Source organism: Mesorhizobium sp. YIM 152430, from assembly GCF_029210365.1.
Classification (GTDB): Bacteria; Pseudomonadota; Alphaproteobacteria; order Rhizobiales; family Rhizobiaceae; genus Aliihoeflea.
In genome coordinates this window covers 62270-88697 of record NZ_JARGES010000041.1, presented here as the reverse complement: position 1 = coordinate 88697, position 26428 = coordinate 62270, and the positions used below count along the sequence as shown (strand labels likewise).

Here is a 26428-nt window from a genome sequence, read left to right as displayed (position 1 = left end):
ACCCGCAATGGTCAAAACGTCCTCGTGTCGGTACTGCTGGTGGTTCGGCCGAAATCGCCCAGCGTGCGCAACGAGATGTTGATGCCGAAGTCGCGCGAGAGAACTTCATTGTTGATGTTGCCGCGCGTTTCCGATGCCGTGAAATTGATCCCGAAGCAATCGTCGTCATAGGCGAAGCCGATGCCGCGCTGGACCATGTTGCTCGTGTTGAGGTCGAAGGTGGCGTTGCCGAAGACGCGCCAGTATTCGTGAACCTGCGCCGACCCGCCGACTCGCACTTCGTGACGATCATCGGTGAAACCGTAATCGGGCTGGGCATCGATGAAGGAATATTGCGTCGAGAGCGAAACGGCCGGCGTCGCATAGCTCGCCGCGACATCGGTGCGGCGCACTTCCAGATTGTCCTTGTCGAGCCGCGCCCCGGCTGCCAGCGACACGCCGACGGGTGTGCTCAGTCCGACCATTCCGACATAGTCGGAAACGTCGTCTTCGAGGCCGGAATAGGCGCCGGCATAGACCAGATCGGGCGAAGCGTAGGAGTTCGCGCCGGCCAGATGATAGGACTGGCCGAAGATCGCGCTGGCCCCCCAGCCGCCGCCGAGATCGCCTGTATAACGAATGCCGACATTGGCGCGGGTGCCGCCCTCGATTCGGTCGTAGCCGGAAAACTTGTCCCGCTCGAACAGGGTCGTCGCGTCGAAGACCAGGCTCTGCGCGTCTTCGTTCGGAATGCCCAGACTGCCGCCATAAGGCTCGTCGGGGCGAGCGAAGACCTGTGCCATCGGCTCGAAGACATGCGTCGAACTCGATGTCGAGAAGAGAACCGGCCAACGCGCTTCGAGCCCGGCAGTCGCCATGGAGCGGTAATAGGCCGAGCGAATGTCCGCGGCCACGCCCTGAGCGTTGGCAACATTCGCAATACCTTCGGCGGACAAGGCTCCGTCGCCGAAATGCACGCCGATCGCGTCCTGGCGCGCATGGAGCGAGGGCGTGATCAAAAGCCCGCCGCCGGTGATGAACGTCCGCTTCCATTCCGCTTCGGCGGTCAGTCGTCCGGAGCCGCCGTCGAGCCCGCGGCCGGTCGGCGACGGTGATTGCCTCGCGAAACCGCGACCATCGAAACGGTCGCGCCAAAGGGCCTGGCTGTTGACGTCGATCGTCAGTTCGCCACCGGCGATGGGTCCATCGGGTGTCAGGCTGTAATCGAAGGAGGGCAGGACGAAGGGTTGCAGCGGGGAAGCGGCACCAACGTTGCGTGTGCCGTCCGCATTGAAGTCGAGAACCGCTTCCTGCTTCGTGAAGTGATATGCGCGCAGGTCGAAGAAATTGCGCCCGTCGAGTCCCGTCAGATAGACCTGCGAGATCTGGTCGTAGGCGTTTGCCTGTTCGATATTGTAGGTATAGCCGAAATTCTTGTCGGTCTGGGCCATCACGTCCCAGCCGAACCTCCAGCGCGGATTGATCGTGAAATCGCCGCGCGAGGCGATGAGCCCGCGCCCGGTCTCCTGCGCATCGACCGTGCCGGCGCCGAATGCATCCGGGTCGCGCTGCGAGATGCCGGCAATGCGCAGATTGTATTGGCCATTGTCGAAGCGCTGGCGCCACTCCGCCTGGCCAAGGAAACCCTGCTGGGTGTAGCCGCCGGCCGTTACCGTCAGGTCATAGGTTGGCGAGAGCGCGAAATAATAGGGTATGTTGAGGAAGCTGCCGAGATTTTCCGAATTTCCGAAGGTCGGGAAGAGGAAACCGCTCTTGCGCTCCACCGTCGGGTCGGCGATTTCGAAGGCGGGCACCCATGCCAGGGGAACGCCGAGAAATTCGAACCGCGCGCGCTCGAAGCGGACGGTCTTCGTCTCGCCGTTCCAGATGATCTTCTGCGCCTTGATGTTCCAGACCGGCGGCTTGTCGGGATTTTCCTCGCACGGCTCGCACGCCGTATAAACGCCGCGCTCGAATTCCGTCACCGCGCCGCCGCGCCGTTCCGCGCTGTCGGCGCCGAAATAGACGCGTTCCGCCGTCTCGACCCTGAGCGTGCGCACGAAGGCGTCGGCGAAATCGTCGGTCACGTCGATCTCGTCGGACTGGAACCGCGTGCCGTCCGGGTCGATGATCTCGACGCCGCCGCTGGCGATCAGCCGCGAGGTCGCCCGATCATAGGTGACGCGCTGGGCGACGAGGCGGTTGCCGGCATATTCGATCTGGACGGAGCCGACGGCGGTGATGCGATTGCGGTCGTTGTCATAGACCAGCGTATCGGCTTCCAGCAGCATGTCGGCATTGGGATCGGTCTGGGCGGAAAGGTCGATGCTCTGCGCGATGACGGGCTGCATCGCGACGATCGAGCCGGTCGCGGCGAGCACGCCGGCGAGCGTCGTCGCTCCCAGAAGACGCCGGGTTCTGACTGCTCTGCTGAGGCCGGAAAGCACGCCCCTCACTAACCGTCCTCTCTGTATAGCAAGAAAGTCACTCCGAAAAAGCCGGCGACGACGACCGGCAACCAGGCGGCGGCGACGGGCGGCACGAATCCGGCGCTCCCGAACGCCTTCACCAGAACCGTCACGACATAAAGCAGAAAGCCTGCCATGACGCCACCCAGAATCATGGCCGATGACTGCCCCATTCTGGCAAACCGCATCGACACCGTCGCGGCGATCAGCGTCATCGCGACGAGCAGTGCCGGCATGGCCAGCATCGAGTGCATGTGCATGGCGAAATTGTTCGCCGGCAGCCCGAAGGAACGGGCCGCGGCGATCTTGCGCGGCAGTTGGAAGATCGGGATCGTCTCGGGGCTGGCCAGCCGCTCGAGCACGAATTCCGGCGTCAGATTCGTTGGGACCGAAACCGCTTCCATCAGTTCCGGCGGATTGCCGCGCGTGGTGCGCCGGGCGTTTTGAAGCTGCCATTCGCCTTCCCGCAGAAAGGCGCGCTCGGCATCGAGGCGCGCGATCGCGTCGGTGTCCGGTCCTACGGTGATGAAGGTCGCGTTGACGAGTTGCAGCCCTTCGTCGAGAACGCCCGCGGCGCCGATATAGGTTTCGGTTTCGCCCACGCGTTGCTTGATCCACGGCGCCTCGCCGCCGGCCGCAGGCGTGCTGTTGCCTCCGCGGATATTCGCTTCGAGGAATTGGGTGCGTTCATATCCGAAGGAAGCGATGGGATTGAGGACGAAAAGCGCCGCCAGACCGAACAGGAGCGCGCCGATGCAGATCGGCAGCAGGAACTGCCAGGCCGAGATGCCGGCGGCACGCGCAACGACCAGTTCATATTTCCGGTTGAGCGAGATCAGCGTGGCGATGCCGGAGACGAGCGCGATGAAGGGCACGGCCTGCTGCATGATGAAAGGCGTCTGGAGCCCGGCGAATGTCACGCCCCACCACAGCGAATAGTCGGGTAGGTCACCGACCCGGCGCGAGATCTCGGTGAAATTCACGATGAAGATCAGCCCGAAGATGCCGGTGAAGAACCAGAATGTGATGACGAGATAGCGCCTCATGAAATAGGCGCCGAGTGTGCGCCCGATCATGGCTTGCCCTCCGGGGCGGACCGGCGACGCAGGAACGGTTCGACGGCGCGCCGCGCCCAGAACTCCTGAATCCGCTCGGTCCAGCGGGTCGGAATTTCAAGCCGCTTGTTGGTGGCGATCACCCAGATGCACACGGCCATTGCGATCAGCGGAACGGCATACATGGCGGCGATGAATGCGGGACTGTCCGCTGCCGCATTGCCCACGATGAAGCCTTCCCACCGGATGAACAGCGCGATCAGCATCGTGGTGATCAGCGGATGGATGCGCGATTCACGGAACGAGCGCGAATCGCCGGCAACGGCAAGACCGACCAGCGCGAAGACCAGCGGATAGATCCAGTCGGTCAGGCGGCGATGCAGTTCTGCGGCAAAGGCCAGCGGCGCATTCTGGTAGACGGGATCGGCCGGATCGGGGTTCATCAGGAATCCGAGCGTGCGGTCCTTCGGCAGATAGTTGATCTGCGATGTCGCAGGCGCAAACTCTGCCAGGTCGAACGCGTAGGACTGGTAGCGGATGATCGAGACGTTTCCGGTCTTGTTGCGCCGGTGGACGACCCCGTCCTGCATGACCAGAACGTGCTCGCCGTCGAGTTGGACCGTCGCGCCGGTATCGGCGTAGTAGATCAGTTCGGTTGCCTCTTCGCGCGTGTCGGAGAGGAAGATGCCGGCAAAGCGCCCGTCCGGCAGACGCTCGCTGATCTGGATGACGAGGCCGTCGTCGATGGTCTGGAACGTGCCTTCCTGGACGACCGAGGTGATGAGATCGGCCCGTGCTTCCGAGACGAGCGCGCGCAGCCTCTCGCGCGCGAAGGGCTCGACGCCATTCTCGATCGCGAAGGAAGCGATCGAGGCGATGGCGGCGATCAGGAGGATCGGCCGAACGACGGTCGTCTTCGGGCTGCCGGATGCGGTGATCACGATCAGCTCCGAATCGGTGTTCATCGCGCTGAGCGTCTGCGCGACCGCGATGCCGAGCGCGAACGGGATTACGATCGGAATGACCGCGGGCAGGACCAGCGCGGCGATTTCGAAGAAAGTTGCGGCCGATTGCCCGCTGCTGGTCACGATATTGATGCGGGTCAGGACCTGGGTCGTCCAGACGATGGCGAGAACCCAAAGCAGCGTCACCGCGAAGATCGCGAAGGTGCGCCGCATGATGTAGGTTTCGAGCACTCTCATGCAGGCTGAATGATCCGTTCAATGGGGCAAGTCTGCGGCGGGAGATGCTGCCGCTGCGTCGCCCCCTGGGGCTTCGCTCGATCGTGGACCATACAATCCGTTACCTTGGCAAACAAATGCCAAACACGCATGGTTAACGATTGATTGACTGCTTCTTTCCGCGCCGGCCCGGACTTCCGTCCTTGAAATGCGGTGCCCTATTCTCTACCGCAAAGGCAACGGCCTCAGATTTTTCCACCCGAAGGATACCCAATGTCTCCACGTCCCGTCATCAGCTTCGCCAAGCCGTCATTGCAGTCCGAGGGCGTTCTGGTGCTCTTGAGCGGCGAGGAAACCGGCCTGGCCGGCTCTGCGGGAAGCCACGATCCGCAAGGAATTCTTGCGCGTGCGATCGACGTCGCGTCCTTCAAGGGCAAGATGGGTGGCTCGGTCGATATTCTCGCGCCGCACGGCACCACGCTCGACCGGCTCGTGGTCCTGGGTGTCGGCAAGCCGGCAGCGCTCGACGAGCAGGGTTGGCTCAAGATCGGCGGCGCTGTGCAGGCAGCGGCCCGCAAGGCGAAGAAGGTGACGGTCGTCGTGGACGTGGCCGGAGCGGAGGCGAGTGCGACCGACGCCGCGCAGCTTGCGATGGGCATCCTTTTGCGCGCCTACACATTCGACAAGTACAAGACCCGCAAGGACGAGGCCAATGGCGAAAGCGAAAAAGAGACCGCCTTCGTCATCACCTGTGCCGATCATCCGGCAGCGAAGAAGAAGTTTGCCGAGCTGGAGGGCATCGCCGGCGGCGTGCTCCTGGCCCGCGACCTCGTCAATGAACCCGCCAACATTCTCGGCCCGGTCGAGTTCGCTGCCAAGGCCAAGGAACTCGAATCCCTTGGCGTCGAGGTAGAGATTCTCGAAGACGCGGACATGAAGAAGCTCGGCATGGGCGCGCTTCTCGGCGTCGCCCAGGGCTCCGAACGCCCTGCGCGCCTCGTCGTTATGAAATGGAACGGCGGCAAGGCCAAGGAAAAGCCCGTCGCTTTCGTCGGCAAGGGCGTGGTGTTCGATTCGGGCGGCATCTCGATCAAGCCGGCCGCCGGCATGGAGGACATGAAGGGCGACATGGGCGGAGCAGCTGCCGTGACCGGCCTGATGCACGCGCTCGCCGCCCGCAAGGCCAAGGCGAATGTCGTCGGCATCATCGGCCTCGTCGAGAACATGCTCGACGGCAAGGCGCAGCGCCCCGGCGATATCGTCACCTCGATGTCGGGCCAGACGATCGAGGTGCTGAATACCGATGCGGAAGGCCGGCTCGTGCTCGCGGATGCCCTCTGGTACTGCAACGACCGGTTCGAGCCGCGTTTCATGGTCAATCTGGCGACGCTGACCGGCGCGATCCTGATCGCGCTCGGCCAGCATCATGCCGGCCTGTTCTCCAACAATGACGAGCTTGCCGGTCGCCTGTTCGAGGCCGGGCAGGCGACGGGCGAACGCGTCTGGCGGATGCCGATGGGCCCCGATTACGACAAGCTGATCGACTCGAAGAATGCCGACATGAAGAATATCGGCGGTCGTCATGCCGGTGCGATCACCGCCGCGCAGTTCCTTCAGCGTTTCGTCAAGGAAACGCCCTGGGCGCATCTCGACGTCGCGGGAACGGCGATGGGCTCGCCCACCAACGAGATCAGCCAGACCTGGGCATCGGGCTATGGCGTGCGCCTTCTCGACCGTCTCGTCCGTGACCACTACGAAGGCTGAGGCGCGCTTGACGGAAATCCTCTTCTATCACCTGACCGAATCGACGCTTGAGGAGGCGCTTCCGGCACTTCTCGAAAAATCGGTCGAGCGGGGATGGAAAGCCGTCGTCCAGGCGGGAAGCGAGGAGCGCCGCGATGCGCTCGACGCGGCCCTGTGGACCTTTCGCGACGACTCGTTCCTGGCCCACGCCACGGACGCCGAGCCCCATGCGCCGGAAAATCCCGTTCTCCTCACGACCGGACCGCAAAACGGGAATGACGCGCAGATACGCTTTCTGGTCGATGGCGCCGACGCGCCCGACCTCGCCGGATACGAGCGCGCGGTTTTCATGTTCGACGGGCATGACGAGGAGCAGCTTCGCAAGGCGCGCGAGAGCTGGAAGCGACTGCGGCAAGAAAGCCACACCGTCACCTATTGGCAGCAATCGGCGGATCGGCGCTGGGAACGCAAGGCCTGATCAAGAGTTCTGGCGTCCATGAATAGAACTTTATCAGCCCTTTTTCTTATTGCATCAGGCGTCTTGGTTGCCGGTTGCGGTAGCGAAGCGCCGATCGCGCAAACGGCCGAGGCCGCTGCGCCTGTTGTGGAGACGAAACCGGGCGTCGGCCACATATATGGCCGCTGGGCTCTTGATCCGGCATTCTGCTCGGCTGATGGGGCAAGCCGCGTGATCACCATCGGCGAAGCCCAACTCACGTCACGCAACTATTCCTGCGCCATGACGACGCCCGAGGTGAACGGGGAGGGATGGCTGGTCACGCTCGAATGCACCGGCGAGAACGACGTCACGGAGCGCGTGCGTTTCGTCCCTGACGAGGAAAAACTCAAGCTGAACTATATCGACCGCACCGAACGCAATGACGAGCGGCTGGTGCGCTGCCCGTAGTCGATCAGGCTGCGAGCGCTTCCTCATACTCGCTGGACAGGGAAAGCCACGTCTCCTCGTGCCTGTCGAGGGCGGCGACATTGTCGGAACGCTCCTTCGCAAGCTTGGCCGCCTTGCCAGGATCGCGTTCGTAAAGAGACGGGGCTGCAAGTTCGGCGTCGAGGGCTTCTATGCGTTTGCGCGTGCGCTCGATCAGCCCTTCCGTTGCCTTGATCTGTTTGGCAAGCGGCTCGAGTGCCGCACGCCTTTGTGCGGCCTCACGTCGTTTGTCGGCCTTCGACGCCCTGTCCGATTCGCGCTTTTCGCGCCGGTCGGACGCGCCACCCGTCACGAGTTGGCGGTAGTCGGCCATGTCGCCGTCGAAGGGGCCGACCTGCCCGTCCTTGACGAGCCAGAGCCGATCGGCGGACGCTTCGATCAGATGCCGGTCATGGCTGATCACCATGACCGCGCCGGAGTATTCGTTGAGCGCGTGGATCAGCGCCTCGCGGCTGTCGATGTCGAGATGGTTGGTCGGCTCGTCGAGGATGAGCAGGTTCGGGCCGTCAAAGGCGGCGATGCCCATCAGGAGCCGGGCCTTCTCACCGCCTGACAGATCCTTGGCGGGCGTCAGCATCTTTTCCGTCACGAGCCCCATTTGCGCGACGCGCGCGCGCACCTTCGCCTCGGGCGCATCCGGCATCAGGCGGCGAACATGCTCGATGGCGTTTTCCTCCGGCCGCAGATCGTCGAGCTGGTGCTGGGCAAAGATCGCGACCTTGAGGCCGGGTGCGATGGTCATCGTACCGGTATCGAGTTGCAGCCGGCCCGAGAGCAGCTTGGCGAAGGTCGACTTGCCGTTGCCGTTGGCCCCGAGGAGTGCGATGCGATCGTCGTCGTCGATCCGCAGAGACATGCGCGACAGGACCGGCTTGCCCGGCGCATAGCCGACCGAGCCGCCCGAGATGGCGATGATCGGCGCCGCGACGGTCTTTGCCGGCTCGGTGAACGTGAATGGCCTTACGCTCTCGCCCATGAAGCTGTCGATCGGCTTCAGCTTCTCCAGCGCCTTCAGCCGTGACTGCGCCTGGCGCGCCTTCGACGCCTTGTAGCGGAAGCGCTCGACGAAGGCTTCCATATGCTTGCGGTGTGCTTCCTGCTTGACGCGCGACTTTTCCTGCAATTCGGCCTGCTCGGCATATTGACGCGCGAACTGGTCGTAGCCGCCGCGCCAGAAGGTCAGCTTCTTGTTCTCCAGATGCACGATGGAACTGACCGCGCGGTTGAGAAGGTCGCGGTCGTGGCTGATCAGCAGCACCGTGTGCGGGTAGCGCGACAGGTAGTTCTCGAGCCAGAGCGTTCCTTCGAGATCGAGATAGTTGGTCGGCTCGTCGAGGAGCAGAAGGTCCGGCTCGGCGAACAGTACCGAGGCGAGCGCCACGCGCATCCGCCAGCCGCCGGAAAAGGACGATGCCGGGCGTCGTTGCGCCGCCTCGTCGAAGCCGAGGCCGGCAAGGATGGTCGCGGCGCGTGCTTCGGCCGAGTGGGCGTCGATGTCGGCAAGCCGCATCTGGATTTCCGCGATCCGGTGCGCATCCTGCGCGCTCTCTGCCTCGTGAAGCAGGGCGGCGCGTTCCGTGTCGGCCTTGAGCACGATCGAGATCAGCGATTCTTCCGTGCCCGGGGCCTCCTGGGCCACCTGGCCGATCCGCGTGTTCCTCGGCAGGTTGATCGAACCGCCTTCGGTCGGCAATTCGCCGGTGATCGCCTTGAACAGCGTCGTCTTGCCGGTGCCGTTGCGACCAACGAGGCCGGCCTTGGCGCCTGCGGGAAGGGAGAGCGTGGCATGGTCGATCAGGAGCCGACCGGCGATGCGCAGCGAGATGTCGTCGAGAACCAGCATAATGCTGCGCTGTTTGGACCGCCGTCGCATTGCGCGCAAGAGGGAGGCGCATTGGAGAGCTAGATCGCAAGGAGCGATGACGATGCGATCACGAATGTGTTATTCTTCGCTTCGTCAAGAGGACTAAATATTCAAAGAGGGGACAATTGCAATGCCACAGGTTTCGCAACTCTTCTTCAAGGCCGCAATTCTGTTTCTTTTGCTCGGCATCGGCATGGGACTGCAAATGTCGATCTCCGGCAATCACAATGTCATCGGCGCACATGCGCATACCAACCTTCTGGGCTGGGTGACGAGCGCGCTTTTCGGTACATATTATGCGCTGAACAAGGAGAAGGCGGCGCAACGCCTCGCCATGATCCAGTTCGGCGTCTACACCCTCGGCGTCGTGATCATGGTGCCGTCGCTCTATCTGCTGTTGCAGGGCAATGCCGGCGCCGAACCGTTCGTGGCGATCTCGTCGCTGATCGCGTTTCTCGGGGTTGCGATCTTCGCCTTCATCGTCTTCGCACCGGCGCCCGCGCGCGAAATGCCGCGGGGTCCCCTGGCTGTGAACTGAAAACGAAGGGCGCCGGTTCGAACCGGCGCCCCGAATGTGACGGCACGTCAGAGCGCGCCATCTATCGCGTCGCCGTCTGCACCAGACCGCAAAGATCGACGAGACTGCGATCATAGACGCCGGGAGAGGCCAGAACGTCGACGCAACGGCGGCTGAGACGCGAAAGTTCGGCCGAGTTCATGCCGGCGAGGCCGGGCGCGATGCTGCTCGTTTCAGTGTCGTCGATACCAGGGCCCATGCCTCCGCCGGAGCCGCCGCCAGCCATGCCGCCTCCGCCATTGCCGCCGCCTCCGGTGCCACCGCCACCGCCGATCCCGACGCCGACCCCGACATCGATCCCGCTGCCACCGCCGATTCCGACCCCTACACCGGCATTGACGCCGCCAGAACCGCCAATGCTGGCGCCAACACCCGCATCGACGCCCGTGCCACCGCCGACACTCGCGCCAGCGCCGACGCCGACACCATCCGCTCCGCCAACGCTGGCACCGACTCCGGCATCGACGCCGGAACCACCGCCAACGGATGCGCCTGCGCCGACGCCCACGCCGTCCGCCCCGCCGACGCTGGCGCCAGCCCCGACGCCGACGCCATCACTGCCGACCGACGCGCCGACGCCTGCGTCGACCCCGCCGATGCCGACACCGATGCCAGCGCCGATCTGCGCATGGGCGACGCTTGCGAGAGCCAGAGCGCTGCCGGTTGCGAGCGCCAGTGTGATCTTCCTGAAGTTGAAGTTCATCGTCTTCTCCTCTTCCCATCGTTGCGATCGGGCAGGATGCCGATCCTGCAAAGATACGGATGACCAAAGGGAAAGTTGCCGAAATCACAGTAATTTCAAAATAAAAATATAGTATGTGATCAATTTGCTATGTATAAATCAAAATATATGGAATTTATACTGAATATTGTCTCGACATGGGAAGAATGCGCGCTTCACCCGAAATGAACGCGCGCTAAACGAGTATTGATGCAACTATGGCTTGCTTGTGCGTTGGATAGCTCAATGGTCGACGGAAAATTCCGAATTTTGACGCGGCATCTCGTCAGGCAAAAATGCGGCCCCCTTCGGAGCGCTGGAAATAGGCGAGATCGAGCGCTGGAGCTTCGCCCGAAAGCCGCGTCAGGGCTGCGTGCGCCTGGCCGCGATGGTGGGTCTGGTGGTTGAAGAAATGCGCAAGCGCCGGCGCAAGGCGTTGCGAGATCGTGCGCATGTCGGTTGCCGTGGTGTAGGAAAAGCGTCCGCCCAGATCGTCTTCGCTCAGGTCGGCCACATAGCGCAAAATGCGCTCGTCCTCGGCTTCGCGCGCATCCCACAGCGGGCCGATCTCGCGAAAGAGGATTGTGTCGAGCTGTTTCGCAGCCGCCCCTTGCCCGGTGAACCGCTTCATCCAGATGCGGTCGGCGACGAGAACGTGGTTGAGCGTGCCGCCGAGCGAGGTGAATGCAAGCCCCAGATCGATCCACAATGCATCCGGCTCCAACTTCGCCGCTGCCTCGTAGACAAGCCGGTTGGCCCAGGCATTATAGGCGGCGAACATGGAGAAATGCTGCTTCATCGGGTTTTCATTCGTCGTGGGTGCGGGCATAGATTTGCGCAACGCTTATACGCCGGAGAGGACCGACAGCAATGACCGTTCTGCTTTATGATCTCGTCGGGTCCGACCCGAGCCGCCCCTTCAGCCCGCATTGCTGGAAGGTCGCCTTCGCTCTCGCGCACAAGGGCGTTTCGTTCGAGCGGGTGCCGACGCCCTTCACGGCGGTTGCCGGCGTCGAGAACGGCAGGCACAAGACGGTGCCCGTCATCCGCGAAGGTGAGCGCACGGTGGGCGATTCCTTCGACATCGCGCTCGATCTCGAACGCCGCTATCCCGACCGGGCAACCTTGTTCGGCGGTCCGGGCGGCGAGGCGGCCGCGCGCTTCATCGAGCGCTGGGCGCTGCTCACCCTTCATCCCTATCTCGCGCAGGCCGCGCTCATGGACATCCACGACCGGCTCTCGCCGGACGATCAGGCGCATTTCCGCAAGACGCGCGAGGCGCGGTTCGGCAAGCGGCTGGAAGACGTTCCGCTGACGCGCGACGAGCGCCGCCCCGCCTTCCGCGCGGGCCTGGAGCCGCTGCGCGCGACCTTGTCGTTCCAGCCCTTTCTCGGCGGCGATGGACCGCTCTTTGCCGATTACATCGTGGCGGGCGCGTTCCAGTGGGTGCGGGTGATCTCCGACTACGAGTTCCTCGCCGCGGACGATCCGGTCCGCGCCTGGCTCGACCGCTGCCTCGACCTGCATGATGGCCTTGGGCGTTCGGTTCCCGCGGCCGCATAGGCTGCCGCCGGGTCTTCACATCGCGGGGCGAGATCGCTATAGACGCGCATCCAATCACTCCCCCAAAGAATTGAGGAAGACCCGACATGGCGATCGAACGCACCTTTTCCATGATCAAGCCGGACGCGACGAAGCGCAACCTGACCGGCGCCATCACCAAGATGCTTGAAGATGCCGGTCTGCGCGTCGTCGCTTCGCGCCGCGTCTGGATGAGCCGCCGCGAGGCCGAAGGCTTCTACGCCGTCCACAAGGATCGCCCCTTCTTCGGCGAACTCGTCGATGGCATGACGTCCGGCCCGACGGTCGTGCAGGTTCTGGAAGGCGAGGGCGCCATCCTGAAGAACCGCGAGATCATGGGCGCGACCAATCCGGCCAATGCCGACGAAGGCACGATCCGCAAGGTCCATGCGCTGTCGATCGGCGAGAATTCGGTCCACGGTTCGGATGCGCCCGAGACGGCGGCCCAGGAGATTCGCTACTGGTTCTCCGACACCGAGATCGTCGGCTGATTCGATTTCGGCGTCGACGCGTCGAAATGCTGTTCTTCGAGAAAAGCCGCCGCTCGCGCAGCGGCTTTTCTCATGCGCGGAGCCGCGCGTCGTTGGCTTGTGACTGTTCGCGCATCTGAGCGCCCACCGCCTGCAATTGGCTCACGTCGAGAATGCCGACGCCGTTTCCGCCCGCCGCCTTGATGTCGTACATGGCCTGATCGGCCTGCTTGAGAAGCGTGTCGACGGATCTCTCGGTGCCGTCGAAGATGGCGACGCCGACGCTCGCCGATGCCTGATGCTCGATGGCGCCGATCTGGAAAGGTCGTGCCATTTCGGCGACCATGTGCTCGGCAAGGGCAAGGGCGTCCGTGATCGCGAGCCTGCGATCGACGGCGTGCGCGGGCAAGAGGGCGACGAATTCGTCTCCGCCGATCCGCGCCACCGAGCCTGCGTCCCCGACTGTCGCCATCAGACGGTCGGCGACCTGCTTCAGATAGCGGTCGCCCGTCTCGTGGCCGTGACGGTCGTTCAGCCCCTTGAAATTGTCGAGGTCGACATAGATCAGGGCACCGCAATTGCCGTCGCGGCGGCAGGCGTTGAGCGCCTTTCGCGTGTCGTAGATCAGCGCGCGGCGATTTGCCAGATCGGTCAGCGGGTCGCGGTAGGCGAGGCGGCGGATTTCCATTTCCTGCGCCTTTCGCAGCGAAATGTCGGTGACGTAGCCGTGCCACATGATGCCGTCTGCAACGGCTTCCGGCGTCGCCAGAACGCGCAGCCACCGAACCGTCTCGCCACGCCTGATCCGGAATTCGTGCTCCCAGGGGCGGCCGCCCTTGCGGGCGCGGTGAAAGCTTTCCATGAAGCGTGGCCGATCCTTTTCGAGCACGATCTCGAAGAAGCGCTGCGGCGAGGGATAGCCGCCCTCCAAAGACATGCCGGTCATGGAAGCGAACCCGGCCGAAATATAGGCGACGTCGAAACTGCCGTCATGTCGGCGTTGGAACTGGAACAGGCCGCCGGGCAGGTGGCTGGTCAGCTTTGTGAAGCGTTCCTCGACCTTCAGACGCTGCATCGTCTCGGTCACGTCCCGCACCGTGCCTTCATAGCAAAGCGGAGCGCCCGTCCGTCGATGGCGGATCAGGCGTGCGGATTCGGAAATCCAGATGCGTTCGCCCGTTCGGTGACGATAGGCTTCGGAAACGAAGTCGGTGACGATGCCGTCGCGAAAGAGAATTTCGCGGAACTGAGCGCCGCGCGTCGGGTCGACATAGCATTCCACAGAAGGTTGGGGCGAAGCGGTCATGACGGCTTGCGCCGTGCCATAGCCTTGCAGCCGCGCCATGGCCGTGTTGGTGCGAATGTGGGTGCCGTCCGGAAGCGCCCGATAGACGCCTTCGGCGAGATTCTCGAACAGAAAGCGGCTTCGCGCAAGCTCGTCGGCGGCTGCGGCATGTCGGCGGTGAAAATAGACGGAGCCGGCGATCGAAGCTGCGACGACGGCGAGCATCGCTCCGTCGAGCCAGCCATGAATTTCCGCTATCGTCTCAAGCATCGCCACCCGCCCGCCATTGATGGAATCGAACTTAGCGGGTCGTGACTACCAAATGCCTAATGAAGCCATCCCGGCCCGTCGAGAGCCGGGGAACAGTCACCAGCGCGCGGCAGTGTCGTCGTCGCCATCCTTGGCTTCGACCCAGCCGCCCGATGTGCCATCTGCCAGATGCTCCTTCTTCCAGAAGGGCGCGCTGGTCTTGAGAAAATCCATCAGGAAGGAGGCGGCATCGAATGCCGCCTGGCGATGAGCCGAAGCGGCCACCACGAGAACGATGTCGTCGCCGGGCTTCAGCTTGCCGTGGCGGTGGATCGCGGTCAGGCTGGTGACAGGCCAGCGTTCGGCAGCTTGCGCCGCGATGCGGCCGATTTCCGCCTCGGCCATTCCGGGATAATGTTCGAGTTCGAGCGCCGCGATGCGGCCGCTCTCGTCACGGCACACGCCGCTGAAGGTCACGATGGCGCCGACATGCCCGCCCGCCGCCTTTGCCGCCTCGATCTCGGCCGAGATGTCGTAAGGCTCGGCCTGAACGAGGACGCGGATGACACAGGCGCCGCTCACCTCCTCACCCTCCTGTCATAGGCGGAAAAAGGGCGATCTCGCGTGCGCCGCCGATCGGCTCGCCATGGGCGACATGCTCCTGGTTCACCGCCACGCGGATCACTTTCGGGTCTTGCAAAGCCTCGGCATAGCCGTCGCCTCGCTTACGCAGCCAGTGAAGAAGGTCGCCCGCCGTCTTCACCTCCGCCGGCAGGTCGATGTCTTCTTCGGCGACGCCGATTCGCTCGCGCACCCAGGCGAAATAGATCAGTTTCATGCTCAATCCTCGATGACGTGCTTCAGGCCGGCGCGGAAATAGTCGTAGCCGGTGTAAAGCGTGAGCACGGCTGCGATCCAGAGCAGCGTCAGGCCCATCTCGGTCGTATAGGGCAGAACCTTGTCGCCGGCGGGGCCGGCAAGAAGAAAGCCGATCGCGACGAGCTGGATCGTCGTCTTCCATTTGGCAAGCTGCGTGACGGGCACCGAAACCTTGAGCGCGGCGAGATATTCGCGCAGGCCCGAGACCAGGATCTCGCGGCACAGGATGATGATCGCGGCCCACAAAGACCATTCGCCGATCGTCTTTTCGGCAGTCAGGAGAAGGAGGGCGGCGGCGACGAGCAACTTGTCGGCGATCGGATCGAGCATCCGTCCGATATTCGACGTCTGGTCCCAGATGCGGGCCAGATAGCCGTCTAGGAAATCGGTCAGACTCGCCACGAAGAAGATCGTGACGGCGGTCCACCGCCAGAAGTCGGTTGCCTGCTGGCGGTGGTCCGGCACGAAGCACAGGACGACGAGCGGTACCGCCGCGATGCGCGCATAGGTCAGGATGTTCGGAATGTTGAAGGCGCGATTGGACATGAAATCCTGTCGTTTACTCTGGAGCGTCGGACCTGCACCGTCCGGGCTGCGTGCAAGTTCGCGGGACGGGTGGGGCAAGTCAAGCCGATAGGGTGATCGACCGTCACCCCTTTTCGTGGAAATGATCGTAGATCGTCTTGGCGACGGCGGCCGAGATACCGGAGACCGACATCAGGTCCTCGACGCCCGCACGGCTCACCGCCTTTGCCGTGCCGAAATGGTGGAGCAGGGCGCGCTTGCGCCCTGGCCCGATCCCGGCGATCTCGTCCAGCGGGTTGCGCACCATCTCCTTCTTGCGCCGCGCCCGGTGCGAACCGATCGCGAAGCGGTGGGCCTCGTCGCGCAGGCGCTGGACGAAGTAGAGGACGGGATCGCGGATCGGCAGGGAAAATGCGTCCCGGCCGGGAATGAAGAAACGCTCGCGGCCGGCATCGCGATCGACCCCTTTTGCGACGCCGATCGTCGTGACGGCGTCCTGTATGCCCAGATCGCCGAGGATCTTGCGCACGGCCGAAAGCTGCCCCTGTCCGCCGTCGATCAGCAGGAGATCCGGCCATGCCGGAAATTCGTCGCCGTCGTCCTGGGTTGCGGGACTGGGAATTCCACTCTCCTTGATCAGCCGCGAAAAGCGCCGCTCCATCACCTCGCGCATCATGCCGAAATCGTCGCCGGGCGTGATCTCGGTCGAGCGAATGTTGAACTTGCGGTATTGGTTCTTCACGAAACCTTCCGGCCCGGCCACGATCATCGCGCCGACCGCATTCGTTCCCATGATGTGCGAGTTGTCGAAGACTTCGATCCGGCGCGGCGGTCTTTCAAGGCCGAACGCCTCGGCGAGCCCCTGCAACAGCCGCGCCTGCGACGACGTTTCGGCCAGCCGCCGCCCCAGCCCCTGTCTGGCATTTTGCAGCGCGTGGTCGGTCAGATCCTTCTTTTCGCCGCGCTGCGGCACCATCACCGTGATCTTGCGTCCCGCCTTCGTTGCGAGCGCCTCGGCGAGCAATTGCTGTTCCTCGACCGGCTGCGAGAGCAGGATCGTGCGCGGGATCGGCTTGTCGTCGTAGAATTGCGCCAGGAACGCCCCGAGCACTTCGGCCGCCTCGATCGAGGAATCGGCCTTGGGGAAATAGGCGCGGTTGCCCCAGTTCTGCCCGGTGCGGAAGAAGAACACCTCGATGCAGTTCTGGCCGCCTTCCTGATGGATGGCGAAGACGTCGGCCTCGTCCGTCGATTGCGTGTTGATCCCCTGATGGCTCTGGACATGGCTGAGCGCCGACAGACGGTCGCGATAGATCGCCGCCCGCTCGAAATCGAGTTCGGCCGAGGCATCCTGCATCGCTTTCGAGATTTCCGCCACGATCTTTGACGACTTCCCCGACAGGAACGCCTTCGCCTCGTCGACGAGTTCGTCATAGTCGGGCTGCGAGACCTCGTTGGTGCAGGGGCCGGAGCAGCGCTTGATCTGGTAGAGAAGGCAGGGCCGCGTCCGGCTCTCGAAGACCGAATCCGTGCAGGTGCGCAACAGGAAGGCGCGTTGCAGAGAATTGATGGTGCGCCCGACCGCGCCCGCCGAGGCGAACGGCCCGAAATAGTCGCCCTTTTTCGACCGCGCGCCGCGATGCTTGAAGATGCCCGGCGAGCGATGATCGCGGCTCAGCAGGATATAGGGAAACGACTTGTCGTCCCGCATCAACACATTGAAGCGCGGGCGCAAGCGCTTGATCAGGTTGGCTTCGAGCAGCAGCGCCTCGATCTCGGTGCGGGTGACGACGAACTCCATATGCGCCGTCTCGCGCACCATCCGGCCGATCCGGTCGGTGTGGCCCTTGCCTTGCGCATAGTTCGTCACGCGCTTCTTGAGACTACGCGCCTTGCCGACATAGAGCACGTCGCCGGCCGCGTTGATCATGCGGTAGACGCCCGGTGCGTTCGGCAGGCGCTTGACCAGCGTCTGGATCACGTCGATGCCGGTCTTGCCTTCCGCGTCGCCGCGGTCGCCATCCCATTCGATGCCGAGATCGGTGCTGGCCGCCTGCGGCTCGGCTTCGGTTTCCTCGTCCTCGTCGTCGCCATTCGGCATGTAGCCGGCGACGTCGCCTCTGGAGCGCTCGGCCCGCTTCAGGGCGGTCGTGCCTTTTTCCGGGGTCGGCGGCTTCATTCGGCCACCCCCGCGACATCGGGCGTCTCCCACGCCAGATGCTGGCCGCCGTCGAGCGCGATCATCTGGCCGGTGACCGAAGGGGCTTGCCAGAGCCAGCGGATCGTCCGGCCGAATTCGGCCAGGTCCGGCCCGCGTTTCAGCAGGAGTGCATCGACCTGGCGCTGGAAGTCGGCGTCGTCCTGCCGGGCATTGGCAAGGGTCGGGCCGGGTCCGATCGCGTTGACGCGGATCGCCGGGGCAAGTGCCTGCGCCAGCGTGCGCGTCGCTGTCCAGAGCGCGGATTTGGAAAGCGTATAGGAGAAGAACTTCGGCGTCGGCCGCCACACCCGTTGGTCGATCATGTTGACCACGAGCCCGTCGCTTCCCACCGGCAGGCGTTCGGCCATCATCCGCGCGAGCATGGCAGGGGCTTCGAGGTGGATCGCGAAATGGCGGTCCCACGCCCCCCATTCGAAATAGGTGGCACCGTCATCCTCGAAGATCGAGGCATTGTTGACGAGCAGCGAAACCGGCCCGAGCTTCGCTTCTGCCGTTTCGATCAACCCCGCGAACGCCTTCCGGTCGGTGAGGTCGGCCTGCACCACCGCGCATGTCGCGCCCGTTCGCGCAAGCTCTTCCGCCAGTCGGTCGGCCGCATCGTGTGAGCCGTTGCAGTGGATCGCCACTGCAAAGCCATGCGCGGCGAGGTCTTCGACGATCGCCTTGCCGATGCGCTGCGCGCCGCCCGTGACGAGTGCGACTGGGGGCGCCGCTTTGAGATTGGTCTGCATCATCCGTTCGTCTGCCGGGAAGGGAGCACCAGATATAGGCGGCGAAGGATAAAACCAGAAGACCGCAGCGGGCTTTTCCCATGACGATGCTGCCAAGGGCGACAGCCATGCTCGGTGTCGACATTCGGACCGACTCGAATTGGAGCGAGAAGAAATGCAACCCCGGAAACCGGTCGGGGTGCTCTTGCTCCTGTTTTATTTATGGTATAGTAAACAGTGGGTTACCAGGGGCCGGTGGCGTTAGTGTGACATGAATGCAACGTCACATTGCAGCCATATTGCAGCCGGGGAATGACCCTTTTTCAGTTTGGGTTCAGCCGCATTTCGACACGATCTTCGCCTCGGTCGACGCAGGGAACCATTTGCCTCCCGTGAAGGTTTCAGCGTCTGTCTCGAAGTCGGGAACCGCGTATTGGTTCTCGCGGCTAAGGAGTTAAAAGAATGAATAATCGTTTCTATCGCCCCGCTGCTCTCGCTCTCGGCGTTGCCATGCTTGCTTCGGCGCCGGCTCTTGCTGCCGACGTTGTCTATCAGGAGCCGCCGGCACCGGCAGCCCCGATGGAATTTGCTCCGGTCAACACCTGGTCCGGCCCTTATGCCGGTGTGAGCCTCGGCTACGGCTTCAACGGTAAGACCCGCAACCGCGCCAATGGCGACACGGCCGAGACCGAAGGCTGGATGGGCGGTGCGTTCGGTGGTTTCAACCAGCAGAACGGCTCGTTCGTCTATGGTGCTGAAGCCGACATCAACTACTCCGATGTCGACGGTCAGGCTGCGGGCTTCAACTCGCGCACCACGGTCGACGGTTCGCTTCGCGGCCGCGCCGGTGTCACCGTCACCGAAGACATTCTGCTCTACGGTACGGCTGGTCTTGCCGCTGAACGTCAGCGCATCACCGACAACCTGGGCAACCGCGACACCAACGTCGCGCTCGGCTACACCGCCGGCGCCGGCGTCGATGCCAAGCTGACCGATCAGGTCTTCGGCCGTCTCGAGTACCGTTACACGGACTACGGCAAGAAGGACTATTCGCTTCCGGGTCTCGGCACGACCGAGATCGACTCCAAGAACCACCGCGTTTCGGTCGGTCTTGGTGTGAAGTTCTAATTCAGTCTCCGATTGAATGCGGAAAGGCCGGCGCTTTTGCCGGCCTTTTTGTTTGCGCTATTTCGGAAGTTCGGCGGCAATTTCGGGAAAGCGTTCGTCGAACCTCTTGGCCCATCGGGTCAGCTTGGCGCGCCCGCGCTCCCACTGGCCGTCGAAGCGCAGTGCGAGATATCCGAGCGTCGCGCGCAGCGCGATATGCCCGCCCGTGATCTTCTTCGTCAGCTTTGGCGGGTTCTCGTTGAGTTCGTCGAGCGCCCGCGTCGCTTTCGACCATTGCCGCTCGAGCCAGGGCAGATGGATTTTCTCCTCCGGGCGAAACCGGCGTTCGTAGACATGGGCAAGCAGGCAATCGCAGATGCCGTCGGCGATCGCCTCCAGCCGCTCGGCTTCGAGCCGCTTTGCGGCGTTGCGCGGATAGAGCGTGTTGCCGGTCTCTCGACCGATGAACTGCATGATGACACGGCTGTCGTGAATGCCCGCGCCCTCATCGGTGATAAGGCAGGGAATCTTGCCGAGCGGGTTGGCCTTCAGCAGAATTTCGGGGTCGGCATTCGTATCGACCGTTTCGGAAACGAGCGCATATCCCGTATGGACGGCAGCCATGCGGACTTTGGCGCTATAGGGCGAAGCGGGCGAATAAAGCAGTCTCGGCATTCATGAACCTCCATGCGATCGGTTGCCGACAAGCTATGCGAGCAATGCCGGGTGGGCAATCACATCTCGTTCATGGAGCCGGGAGACGAAGGTCGTTCTGGCGGCAGGAGCGTTGGGCGACCTCGGGGCAGGGGCGAAACTCGAGATCCGTGGTCATGCAGATGCGCACTTCACGCAAAAGCCCGCCGGCGCATGTCACCGCCAGACCATCCGCCGGCAGGCCGCCATTGGCTTCGAGAAAGGCCGTGCGCACCGAAGATGCGGAAAGACGGCGCTGCTCCAATGCGGGCAGGTTCACTTCGCCGAAAGCCGCGCGGGTCGTCTCGAAATAGGCATCGGGGGAAAGACCGGTGCATGTGCCGTGCTTGCGCCATTGATGACGGATCAATCCGTCGGAAGGGATGATGTCCGAGATGGCTTCGATTTCGGAGCGTGACGGGTTGCGCGCATCGTCATCGCAAAATTCCGGCCAGCCCTGCTCGAATTGGGGCCAGAGGCCATGAACGACGAAGCCGAGTTCGCGATCTGCATCGCATTGCTGAGAATCGGCATTGCCACCCTCCGCCGCGCAATAGCTTGGCGACCAGGAGAGCGACAGGACGTAGAAGTCGAATGTCGTTGCGCGCTTTACGTCCGGCTCGGCGCCGCAGCCGGCCAGAAAAAGGCCGACGCCAAGAAGTCCGATGAACGGAACGTTCAAATCGGGTTTAACGAAGGACGCGGCAATTGCCGCCATAGACCTTCCAGCGATCGAATCCGAGGACGCAGAATTCGACATTGCTGCCGATCGAGGCGAAGCCCATCGGATGCTCGATCAGATACCAGACGTCGCGCATATGGCCGTTGGTCAGGTGGACATTGGCGATACAGTAGCGGCGCTCGATCGGCCAGTCGGGACGCGACGGCAGGTAGCGGTTCTCGCGGATCTGGCGAAATTCGACGATGTCGACCATCGGCAGGTTTGGCACGTTGCGCACCTGATAGGCGAACTTCTTGCTGATCGCACCGAGCACCTTGTCGTTTCCGCAGACGCCCGGATCGGTCGCATAGACGCCGCGAACCATGTCGGCTGCTGCCGCCTGATGCGTCATGCCGCCGGCAAGGATCGAAAGTGCCGTGAAGAAGGCGGCGCCGGCGCGGCGAAACGAAATGGCCATGGAAAGTCTCCCGAAGGCGGTCGATGAGTCGGCAATGTCCGCCACCGCCGCATTTCGGTCAAGATGGCGCTCGCTCGCCCGCGAGCCATTCTGCCCGCCATGTTGCGTCTTTGCCATTGCCAAGCAATCGCGCGAGCACGGGAAGCACGGTCTTCATCTCGGCTTCGAGCGGGTAGGGCGGGTTCACGACGACGAGCCCGGTGCCGTCGAGCCGCTCCGGCAGGCTCGGCGCGCGGATGTCGAGCGACAGGTCGAGGATCTTGGCGATGCCCGCCTCGCGAAGCGCCTCACGGAAGGCGGCGACCGCCTTTCGATTCTTCACCGGATACCAAAGAAGATAGGTCCCGCCCGGCCAGCGCCTATGCGCCTTGACCAGTCCGTCGATAAGCCGATCGAACTCGCCCTCGCGCTCGAAGGGCGGGTCGACGATGACGATGCCGCGCTTTTCCTTCGGTGGCAGATGCGCGCCGAGCGCCAGCCAGCCGTCGAGTTCGATGACGCGGGTCTGGAAGTCGCCGGCAAAATGCATCTTCAGCGTTTCGGCGTCGGCCGGATGGAGTTCGATCGCCGTCAGCCTGTCCTGATTGCGAAGGAGGTGGCGCGAGATTGCGGGCGATCCGGGATAGGCGGTCAGGCCACCGGCGCGGTTTGCCGCGCGGACGGCGTCGAGATAAGGCGCGATCAGTTCGGCCGCGTCATCGGGCAGATTGGCATCGAGCAGCCGGCCGATCCCATCCTTCCACTCGCCCGTCTTCTGCGCTTCCTCGGATGAAAGATCATAGACGCCGATCCCGGCATGGGTGTCGATCACCCGGAACGCGCCGGGCTTGCGCTTCAGGTAGTCGATGGAGCGGGCAAGAATGATGTGCTTGACCACATCGGCGAAATTGCCGGCATGATAGATGTGGCGGTAGTTCACGTTTCGGTCCGATCGATCGCGTCGAGGCGCATGGTGGATCAATTCTTTTGTCGGGTTCACGACCTACACGCTCGGACCGAATTGGGCTAGGTTCCGCTGATGAACCAGCACGCACCGATCCGCATCGGCCATTCGGCCTGTCCGCATGACTGCCCGTCCACCTGCGCGCTCGACGTGGAGGTCGTCGATGGCAAGGTCGGCCGCCTCCACGGCGCGAAGGACAACAGCTACACGGCCGGCGTGATCTGCGCCAAGGTCGCGCGCTACGCAGAGCGCATCCACCACCCCGACCGGCTCCTGAAGCCGCTCGTTCGCGCGGGCGCCAAAGGCGAGGGCAAATGGAAGGAGGCGAGCTGGGACGCGGCGCTCGACCTGATCGCCGAGAAGTTCGAGGTGGCGGAAGCGAGACATGGTTCGGAAACCGTCTGGCCTTATTATTATGCCGGCACGATGGGCCTCGTTCAGCGCGACGGCATCCACCGGCTGCGCCACGCGAAGAAGTATTCCGGCTTCTTCGACACGATCTGCACCAATCTCGCCTGGACCGGCTGGGTCATGGGCGCGGGCGCCCTGGCGGGCGTCGATCCGCGCGAGATGGCGAAGTCGGATTGCGTGGTGATCTGGGGCACCAACGCCGTGGTCACGCAGGTCAATGTGATGACCCATGCGGTGAGAGCACGCAAGGAACGCGGCGCGAAGATCGTCGTCATCGACGTCTACGACAACGCCACGATGAAGCAGGCCGACCTGGCGCTGATCCTCAGGCCCGGCACCGATGGCGCGCTCGCCTGCGCGGTCATGCACGTCCTCTTCCGCGACGGCTTCGTCGACCGTGCCTATCTCGAAAAATACACCGACGATCCGAAGGGGCTCGAGGCGCATCTGGCGTCGAAGACCCCCGACTGGGCGGCATCGATCACCGGCCTTTCGGTCGCCGAGATCGAAACCTTCGCCCGCCTCGTCGGCGAGACGAAGCGGACCTTCTTCCGCCTCGGCTACGGCTTCACCCGCAGCCGGAACGGCGCTGCCAACATGCACGCCGCGCTTTCCATTCCGGCGGTCACCGGCGCCTGGCAATATGAGGGGGGCGGGGCGTTCCATTCCAATTCGGATATCTTCAAGCTCGACAAGACGGAGTTGGAGGGCCGCCGCTTCCTCGACCCGAGGATCCGCCATCTCGACCAGTCCCGCATCGGCCCGATCCTGACCAACGACCCCTCCGCGCTCAACGGCGGCCCGCCTGTCAGCGCGATGCTGATCCAGAACACCAACCCGGCCAATGTCGCGCCCGAGCAGAGGCTCGTGAAGCAGGGGTTCCTGCGCGACGACCTCTTCACCGCCGTCCACGAGCATTTCATGACCGACACGGCGATGCTCGCCGACGTCGTCATCCCCGCCACCATGTTCCTCGAGCATGACGACATCTATCGCGGCGGCGGCCAGAGCCACATCATCCTTGGCCCGAAGGTCGTCGATGCGCCGGAAGGACCGAAGACCAACCATTTCGTCATCGAGGAACTGGCAAAGCGCCTCGGCGTCGCCGACCTGCCGGGCTTCGGCCTGACCGAGCGCCAGCACATCGACAGGATGCTCGAAAAGCGCGGCCTCGGCACCTTCGAAACCTTCTCCGAGGAACGCTGGTCGGACATGCAGCCGGACTTCGAAACGGCTCATTTTTTGAACGGATTCGGCCATTCCGGCGGGAAATTCCGGTTCAAACCGGACTGGATCGCGACGGTTTCGCCGAATAAACCGCCGAAATCGGTCGGTTTGCAGGGAAATTGGGCCGGTTTGCCGGTGTTTCCGGACCATGTCGAGCTGATCGAGAGCGCCGATCCGGCCCATCCGTTCCGCTTGGCGACCTCACCGGCGCGGTCCTTTTTGAACTCGTCCTTCACCGAAATGCCGACCTCTCGCAAGAAGGAGGGTCGGCCCGAACTGATGCTGCATCCAGATGATGCCGCCTCCCTCGGCATCGCCGATGGCGACCGCATCGAGATCGGTAACGCTCGCGGCGAAGTCGTTCTGAACGCGAAGTTTTTCGACGGCGTGAAGCGCGGCGTGGTAATCGCGGAAGGCATCTGGCCGAACGGCTCGCACGAGCGCGGCGAGGGCATCAACGTCCTCACCGGCTCCGACGCCGCCGCCCCCTATGGCGGCGCTGCCTTCCACGACACCAAAGTGTGGCTCCGCCCGGCGCCGTAGCTAAGGTGTAAACCGAGCCAGCAATTCGAGATCGGCTTCGCCATCATGTCCGACCGAGGGCGATAGGATGCGTTCGCGCTCGCTCGATGCGCCGAGATGGTCGAAGGCGACGCGGTTGCCGACGAGTTGGGCGCGTCCGGATGCGACGAGGTCGAGCGCCATCGGATAAAGCTGGTGCTCGGCGGCGAGAACGCGGCGCGTCAGGCTGTCCTCGTTGTCGTCGGGCGAGACGGGAACGGCAGCCTGCGCGATGATCGGCCCCCCATCCATCTCGGCGGTCACGAAATGGACCGTGCAGCCATGGATGCGCAGGCCGCCGTCGAGCGCGCGCCTGTGGGTATCGAGACCTTTGAAGAGCGGCAGGAGGGAGGGGTGGATGTTGACCATCCGGCCCTTCCAGCCCTCGACGAAATCGGCCGAGAGAAGCCGCATGTAGCCCGCGAGCGCGACGAGCTCGACGTTCCAGCGCTTGAGCTGCGCGTCGATGGCCGCTTCATGCGCCGCCTTGTCGGAAAAGTCGTTGCGCGGTATCGCCCGTGCTTCGATGTCGAGCGCGGCAGCGTGATTGAGCCCGGTCGCCTCCGGCTTGTCTGAGATGACGCCGACGATCTCATAGGTCGAGCGTGGTCCGCTAGCCGCCTCTGCCAGCGTCTTCATGTTCGAGCCGCGCCCGGAGATGAGGGCGGCGACGCGTTTTTTCGTGATGCTCATAGGTCGAGATGTCCACGATAGACGACGCCTGTCTCGCGTCGGGGCACGATGCGGCCGATGGTCATGACGTGTTCGCCTTCCTGTTGAAGGACGGCGGCGACCTGTGCCGCCTGTCCGGACGCGACGACGAGGATCATGCCGACGCCGCAATTGAAGGTGCGCTTCATCTCGACGGGCGCGACGCCGCCGGTTTTGGCAAGCCAGGAGAAGACGGCGGGAACTTCGATCGCGTCGAGGTCGAGTTCGGCGGCGAAATCCTTCGGCAGCACGCGCGGGATGTTTTCGGGAAAGCCGCCGCCGGTGATGTGGGCCAGCGCCTTGATGCCGTGGGTGGAGCGGATCGCGGCGAGGATCGGCTTGACGTAGATGCGCGTCGGCTCGAGCAACGCTTCGCCGAGCGTGCGGCTCTTGTCGAACGGTGCTTTCGCATCCCAGTCGAGGCCGGACAGTCCGACGATCTTGCGGACGAGCGAATAGCCGTTGGAATGGACGCCCGAGGAGGCGAGGCCGAGAATGACGTCGCCTTCGACGATGTCGTCGGTCGGCAGCAACTGGCCGCGTTCGGCAGCGCCCACCGCGAAGCCTGCGAGATCGTAGTCGCCGTCGCGATACATGCCGGGCATTTCCGCCGTCTCGCCGCCGATCAGCGCGCAGCCAGCCTGCCGACAACCATCGGCGATGCCCGAGACGATGGCCGCGCCCTGGTCGGGATCGAGCTTGCCGGTCGCGAAATAATCGAGGAAGAACAGCGGTTCGGCGCCCTGCACGACGAGGTCGTTGACGCACATGGCGACGAGGTCGATGCCGACCGTGTCGTGGATGCCGGCGTCGATGGCGACCTTGAGCTTCGTGCCGACGCCGTCATTCGCGGCAACGAGGATTGGATCGGTGAAGCCCGCGGCCTTCAGGTCGAACAGACCGCCGAAGCCGCCGATCTCGCCATCGGCGCCTGGCCGCCGCGTCGAGCGCACCATCGGCTTGATCTTCTCCACCAGCGCATTGCCGGCATCGATGTCGACGCCGGCCTGCGCATAGGTGAGCCCGTTCTTCTGGTCGCTCATTTGCGAAACTCCGCTCCGGAACGGCTCGTGCGATGGGCTGCGCGGATGCCGTCCAAATTTCGAATGCCCGTGCCCGCTCTTGGCACGAAGCACGCCTCTCCCGCAAGGCGAAGGCGCGCTTGCCCGCCACTTGACCACC

Annotated in this window: 26 protein-coding genes; 8 read left to right on the top strand and 18 right to left on the bottom strand. The window is 63.6% G+C overall.

All coding sequences use genetic code 11. The features are described 5' to 3' along the window. Positions 1-11: 11 nt before the first annotated feature. The 3 genes from PZ895_RS11850 to lptF are packed head-to-tail and all read right to left on the bottom strand — an operon-like array spanning position 12 to position 4704. Complete coding sequence (locus tag PZ895_RS11850; protein WP_345803527.1) at positions 12-2435, bottom strand: LPS-assembly protein LptD; 2424 nt, start codon at positions 2433-2435, stop codon at positions 12-14. Next, positions 2435-3523: an LPS export ABC transporter permease LptG gene (gene lptG / locus PZ895_RS11845; RefSeq protein WP_275839194.1), complete on the bottom strand. Its 1089-nt coding sequence runs from the start codon at positions 3521-3523 to the stop codon at positions 2435-2437. The genes PZ895_RS11850 and lptG overlap by 1 nt, the downstream gene beginning before the upstream one ends. Continuing rightward, entirely contained in the window at positions 3520-4704 is a 1185-nt protein-coding gene (lptF, locus tag PZ895_RS11840) for an LPS export ABC transporter permease LptF (protein ID WP_275839193.1), read from the bottom strand. The genes lptG and lptF overlap by 4 nt, the downstream gene beginning before the upstream one ends. A gap of 252 nt (positions 4705-4956) precedes the next feature. Here lptF and PZ895_RS11835 point away from each other — a divergent pair, with 252 nt between their 5' ends. From PZ895_RS11835 to PZ895_RS11825, 3 genes are all read left to right on the top strand, one after another. Further along, positions 4957-6447 (top strand): leucyl aminopeptidase, encoded by a 1491-nt coding sequence (locus PZ895_RS11835; RefSeq protein WP_275839192.1) that lies wholly within the window; start codon positions 4957-4959, stop codon positions 6445-6447. 7 nt (positions 6448-6454) lie between these two features. Beyond that, positions 6455-6904: a DNA polymerase III subunit chi gene (locus PZ895_RS11830; RefSeq protein ID WP_275839191.1), complete on the top strand. Its 450-nt coding sequence runs from the start codon at positions 6455-6457 to the stop codon at positions 6902-6904. Positions 6905-7114: 210 nt separating this feature from the next. Continuing rightward, complete coding sequence (locus tag PZ895_RS11825; protein ID WP_275839190.1) at positions 7115-7333, top strand: hypothetical protein; 219 nt, start codon at positions 7115-7117, stop codon at positions 7331-7333. Between the two features lie 4 nt (positions 7334-7337). On the opposite strand, the gene PZ895_RS11820 is transcribed toward PZ895_RS11825, so the two are convergent. Continuing rightward, positions 7338-9215 (bottom strand): ABC-F family ATP-binding cassette domain-containing protein, encoded by a 1878-nt coding sequence (locus PZ895_RS11820; RefSeq protein ID WP_275839189.1) that lies wholly within the window; start codon positions 9213-9215, stop codon positions 7338-7340. 151 nt (positions 9216-9366) lie between these two features. On the opposite strand from PZ895_RS11820, the gene PZ895_RS11815 reads away from it, so the two are divergent. Then, complete coding sequence (locus tag PZ895_RS11815) at positions 9367-9774, top strand: hypothetical protein (protein ID WP_275839188.1); 408 nt, start codon at positions 9367-9369, stop codon at positions 9772-9774. 61 nt (positions 9775-9835) lie between these two features. Here the strand turns inward: PZ895_RS11815 and PZ895_RS11810 are convergent, their stop codons facing one another. Beyond that, the gene (locus tag PZ895_RS11810) at positions 9836-10516 is read right to left on the bottom strand and encodes a hypothetical protein (protein ID WP_275839187.1); all 681 of its coding nucleotides are present in this window, start codon (positions 10514-10516) and stop codon (positions 9836-9838) included. 304 nt (positions 10517-10820) lie between these two features. Then, entirely contained in the window at positions 10821-11333 is a 513-nt protein-coding gene (locus tag PZ895_RS11805; protein WP_275839186.1) for a DinB family protein, read from the bottom strand. A 71-nt stretch (positions 11334-11404) separates the two neighbouring features. Here PZ895_RS11805 and PZ895_RS11800 point away from each other — a divergent pair, with 71 nt between their 5' ends. Both PZ895_RS11800 and ndk read left to right on the top strand, forming a co-directional pair. Beyond that, the gene (locus PZ895_RS11800; protein WP_275839185.1) at positions 11405-12097 is read left to right on the top strand and encodes a glutathione S-transferase family protein; all 693 of its coding nucleotides are present in this window, start codon (positions 11405-11407) and stop codon (positions 12095-12097) included. An 86-nt stretch (positions 12098-12183) separates the two neighbouring features. Continuing rightward, positions 12184-12606, top strand: a complete 423-nt coding sequence (ndk, locus tag PZ895_RS11795) for a nucleoside-diphosphate kinase (protein WP_275839184.1) — start codon at positions 12184-12186, stop codon at positions 12604-12606. A 70-nt stretch (positions 12607-12676) separates the two neighbouring features. Here ndk and PZ895_RS11790 read toward each other — a convergent pair whose 3' ends face one another. From PZ895_RS11790 to PZ895_RS11765, 6 genes are all read right to left on the bottom strand, one after another. Then, positions 12677-14140: a diguanylate cyclase gene (locus PZ895_RS11790; RefSeq protein ID WP_275839183.1), complete on the bottom strand. Its 1464-nt coding sequence runs from the start codon at positions 14138-14140 to the stop codon at positions 12677-12679. 96 nt (positions 14141-14236) lie between these two features. Continuing rightward, entirely contained in the window at positions 14237-14701 is a 465-nt protein-coding gene (locus PZ895_RS11785) for a molybdenum cofactor biosynthesis protein MoaE (protein WP_275839182.1), read from the bottom strand. Between the two features lie 4 nt (positions 14702-14705). Beyond that, positions 14706-14957: a molybdopterin converting factor subunit 1 gene (moaD, locus tag PZ895_RS11780; RefSeq protein ID WP_275839181.1), complete on the bottom strand. Its 252-nt coding sequence runs from the start codon at positions 14955-14957 to the stop codon at positions 14706-14708. A gap of 2 nt (positions 14958-14959) precedes the next feature. Continuing rightward, a complete protein-coding gene (gene pgsA, locus PZ895_RS11775) occupies positions 14960-15544 on the bottom strand; it encodes a CDP-diacylglycerol--glycerol-3-phosphate 3-phosphatidyltransferase (RefSeq protein ID WP_275839180.1) in 585 nt (194 codons plus the stop codon). A gap of 103 nt (positions 15545-15647) precedes the next feature. Beyond that, complete coding sequence (gene uvrC, locus PZ895_RS11770) at positions 15648-17702, bottom strand: excinuclease ABC subunit UvrC (protein WP_275839179.1); 2055 nt, start codon at positions 17700-17702, stop codon at positions 15648-15650. After that, positions 17699-18478 (bottom strand): SDR family oxidoreductase, encoded by a 780-nt coding sequence (locus PZ895_RS11765; RefSeq protein WP_275839178.1) that lies wholly within the window; start codon positions 18476-18478, stop codon positions 17699-17701. Before PZ895_RS11765 ends, uvrC begins: the two co-directional genes overlap by 4 nt. A 438-nt stretch (positions 18479-18916) precedes the next feature. Between PZ895_RS11765 and PZ895_RS11760 the strand changes: the two genes are divergently transcribed. Further along, entirely contained in the window at positions 18917-19582 is a 666-nt protein-coding gene (locus tag PZ895_RS11760; protein WP_275839177.1) for an outer membrane protein, read from the top strand. Positions 19583-19639: 57 nt separating this feature from the next. Here PZ895_RS11760 and PZ895_RS11755 read toward each other — a convergent pair whose 3' ends face one another. The 4 genes from PZ895_RS11755 to PZ895_RS11740 form a co-directional block, all read right to left on the bottom strand. Beyond that, positions 19640-20236, bottom strand: a complete 597-nt coding sequence (locus PZ895_RS11755) for a glutathione S-transferase family protein (protein ID WP_275839176.1) — start codon at positions 20234-20236, stop codon at positions 19640-19642. 70 nt (positions 20237-20306) lie between these two features. Then, positions 20307-20972, bottom strand: a complete 666-nt coding sequence (locus tag PZ895_RS11750; RefSeq protein WP_275839175.1) for a ribonuclease T2 — start codon at positions 20970-20972, stop codon at positions 20307-20309. Next, positions 20944-21393 carry a hypothetical protein gene (locus PZ895_RS11745; RefSeq protein WP_275839174.1) on the bottom strand — a complete coding sequence of 150 codons (450 nt, stop codon included), beginning with the start codon at positions 21391-21393 and terminating at the stop codon, positions 20944-20946. Before PZ895_RS11745 ends, PZ895_RS11750 begins: the two co-directional genes overlap by 29 nt. Before the next feature lie 58 nt (positions 21394-21451). Beyond that, positions 21452-22312, bottom strand: coding sequence for a 23S rRNA (adenine(2030)-N(6))-methyltransferase RlmJ (locus PZ895_RS11740; protein ID WP_275839173.1), 861 nt, complete (start codon positions 22310-22312; stop codon positions 21452-21454). A 99-nt stretch (positions 22313-22411) separates the two neighbouring features. Here PZ895_RS11740 and PZ895_RS11735 point away from each other — a divergent pair, with 99 nt between their 5' ends. Next, positions 22412-24517 (top strand): molybdopterin oxidoreductase family protein, encoded by a 2106-nt coding sequence (locus tag PZ895_RS11735; RefSeq protein ID WP_275839172.1) that lies wholly within the window; start codon positions 22412-22414, stop codon positions 24515-24517. Here the strand turns inward: PZ895_RS11735 and purN are convergent, their stop codons facing one another. Both purN and purM read right to left on the bottom strand, forming a co-directional pair. Beyond that, the gene (purN, locus tag PZ895_RS11730; protein ID WP_275839171.1) at positions 24518-25228 is read right to left on the bottom strand and encodes a phosphoribosylglycinamide formyltransferase; all 711 of its coding nucleotides are present in this window, start codon (positions 25226-25228) and stop codon (positions 24518-24520) included. Further along, the gene (purM, locus tag PZ895_RS11725) at positions 25225-26289 is read right to left on the bottom strand and encodes a phosphoribosylformylglycinamidine cyclo-ligase (RefSeq protein ID WP_275839170.1); all 1065 of its coding nucleotides are present in this window, start codon (positions 26287-26289) and stop codon (positions 25225-25227) included. The genes purN and purM overlap by 4 nt, the downstream gene beginning before the upstream one ends. Positions 26290-26428: the final 139 nt, after the last annotated feature.

Coding starts and splice junctions, on each gene's coding strand:
- lptG (WP_275839194.1), bottom strand. CDS start 3,523: ATGATCGGGCGCACACTCGGCGCCTATTTCATGAGGCGCTATCTCGTC.
- lptF (WP_275839193.1), bottom strand. CDS start 4,704: ATGAGAGTGCTCGAAACCTACATCATGCGGCGCACCTTCGCGATCTTC.
- PZ895_RS11835 (WP_275839192.1), top strand. CDS start 4,957: ATGTCTCCACGTCCCGTCATCAGCTTCGCCAAGCCGTCATTGCAGTCC.
- PZ895_RS11820 (WP_275839189.1), bottom strand. CDS start 9,215: ATGCTGGTTCTCGACGACATCTCGCTGCGCATCGCCGGTCGGCTCCTG.
- PZ895_RS11815 (WP_275839188.1), top strand. CDS start 9,367: ATGCCACAGGTTTCGCAACTCTTCTTCAAGGCCGCAATTCTGTTTCTT.
- PZ895_RS11810 (WP_275839187.1), bottom strand. CDS start 10,516: ATGAACTTCAACTTCAGGAAGATCACACTGGCGCTCGCAACCGGCAGC.
- PZ895_RS11805 (WP_275839186.1), bottom strand. CDS start 11,333: ATGAAGCAGCATTTCTCCATGTTCGCCGCCTATAATGCCTGGGCCAAC.
- PZ895_RS11800 (WP_275839185.1), top strand. CDS start 11,405: ATGACCGTTCTGCTTTATGATCTCGTCGGGTCCGACCCGAGCCGCCCC.
- ndk (WP_275839184.1), top strand. CDS start 12,184: ATGGCGATCGAACGCACCTTTTCCATGATCAAGCCGGACGCGACGAAG.
- PZ895_RS11790 (WP_275839183.1), bottom strand. CDS start 14,140: ATGCTTGAGACGATAGCGGAAATTCATGGCTGGCTCGACGGAGCGATG.
- moaD (WP_275839181.1), bottom strand. CDS start 14,957: ATGAAACTGATCTATTTCGCCTGGGTGCGCGAGCGAATCGGCGTCGCC.
- pgsA (WP_275839180.1), bottom strand. CDS start 15,544: ATGTCCAATCGCGCCTTCAACATTCCGAACATCCTGACCTATGCGCGC.
- uvrC (WP_275839179.1), bottom strand. CDS start 17,702: ATGAAGCCGCCGACCCCGGAAAAAGGCACGACCGCCCTGAAGCGGGCC.
- PZ895_RS11765 (WP_275839178.1), bottom strand. CDS start 18,478: ATGATGCAGACCAATCTCAAAGCGGCGCCCCCAGTCGCACTCGTCACG.
- PZ895_RS11760 (WP_275839177.1), top strand. CDS start 18,917: ATGAATAATCGTTTCTATCGCCCCGCTGCTCTCGCTCTCGGCGTTGCC.
- PZ895_RS11755 (WP_275839176.1), bottom strand. CDS start 20,236: ATGCCGAGACTGCTTTATTCGCCCGCTTCGCCCTATAGCGCCAAAGTC.
- PZ895_RS11750 (WP_275839175.1), bottom strand. CDS start 20,972: ATGGCGGCAATTGCCGCGTCCTTCGTTAAACCCGATTTGAACGTTCCG.
- PZ895_RS11745 (WP_275839174.1), bottom strand. CDS start 21,393: ATGGCCATTTCGTTTCGCCGCGCCGGCGCCGCCTTCTTCACGGCACTT.
- PZ895_RS11735 (WP_275839172.1), top strand. CDS start 22,412: ATGAACCAGCACGCACCGATCCGCATCGGCCATTCGGCCTGTCCGCAT.
- purN (WP_275839171.1), bottom strand. CDS start 25,228: ATGAGCATCACGAAAAAACGCGTCGCCGCCCTCATCTCCGGGCGCGGC.
- purM (WP_275839170.1), bottom strand. CDS start 26,289: ATGAGCGACCAGAAGAACGGGCTCACCTATGCGCAGGCCGGCGTCGAC.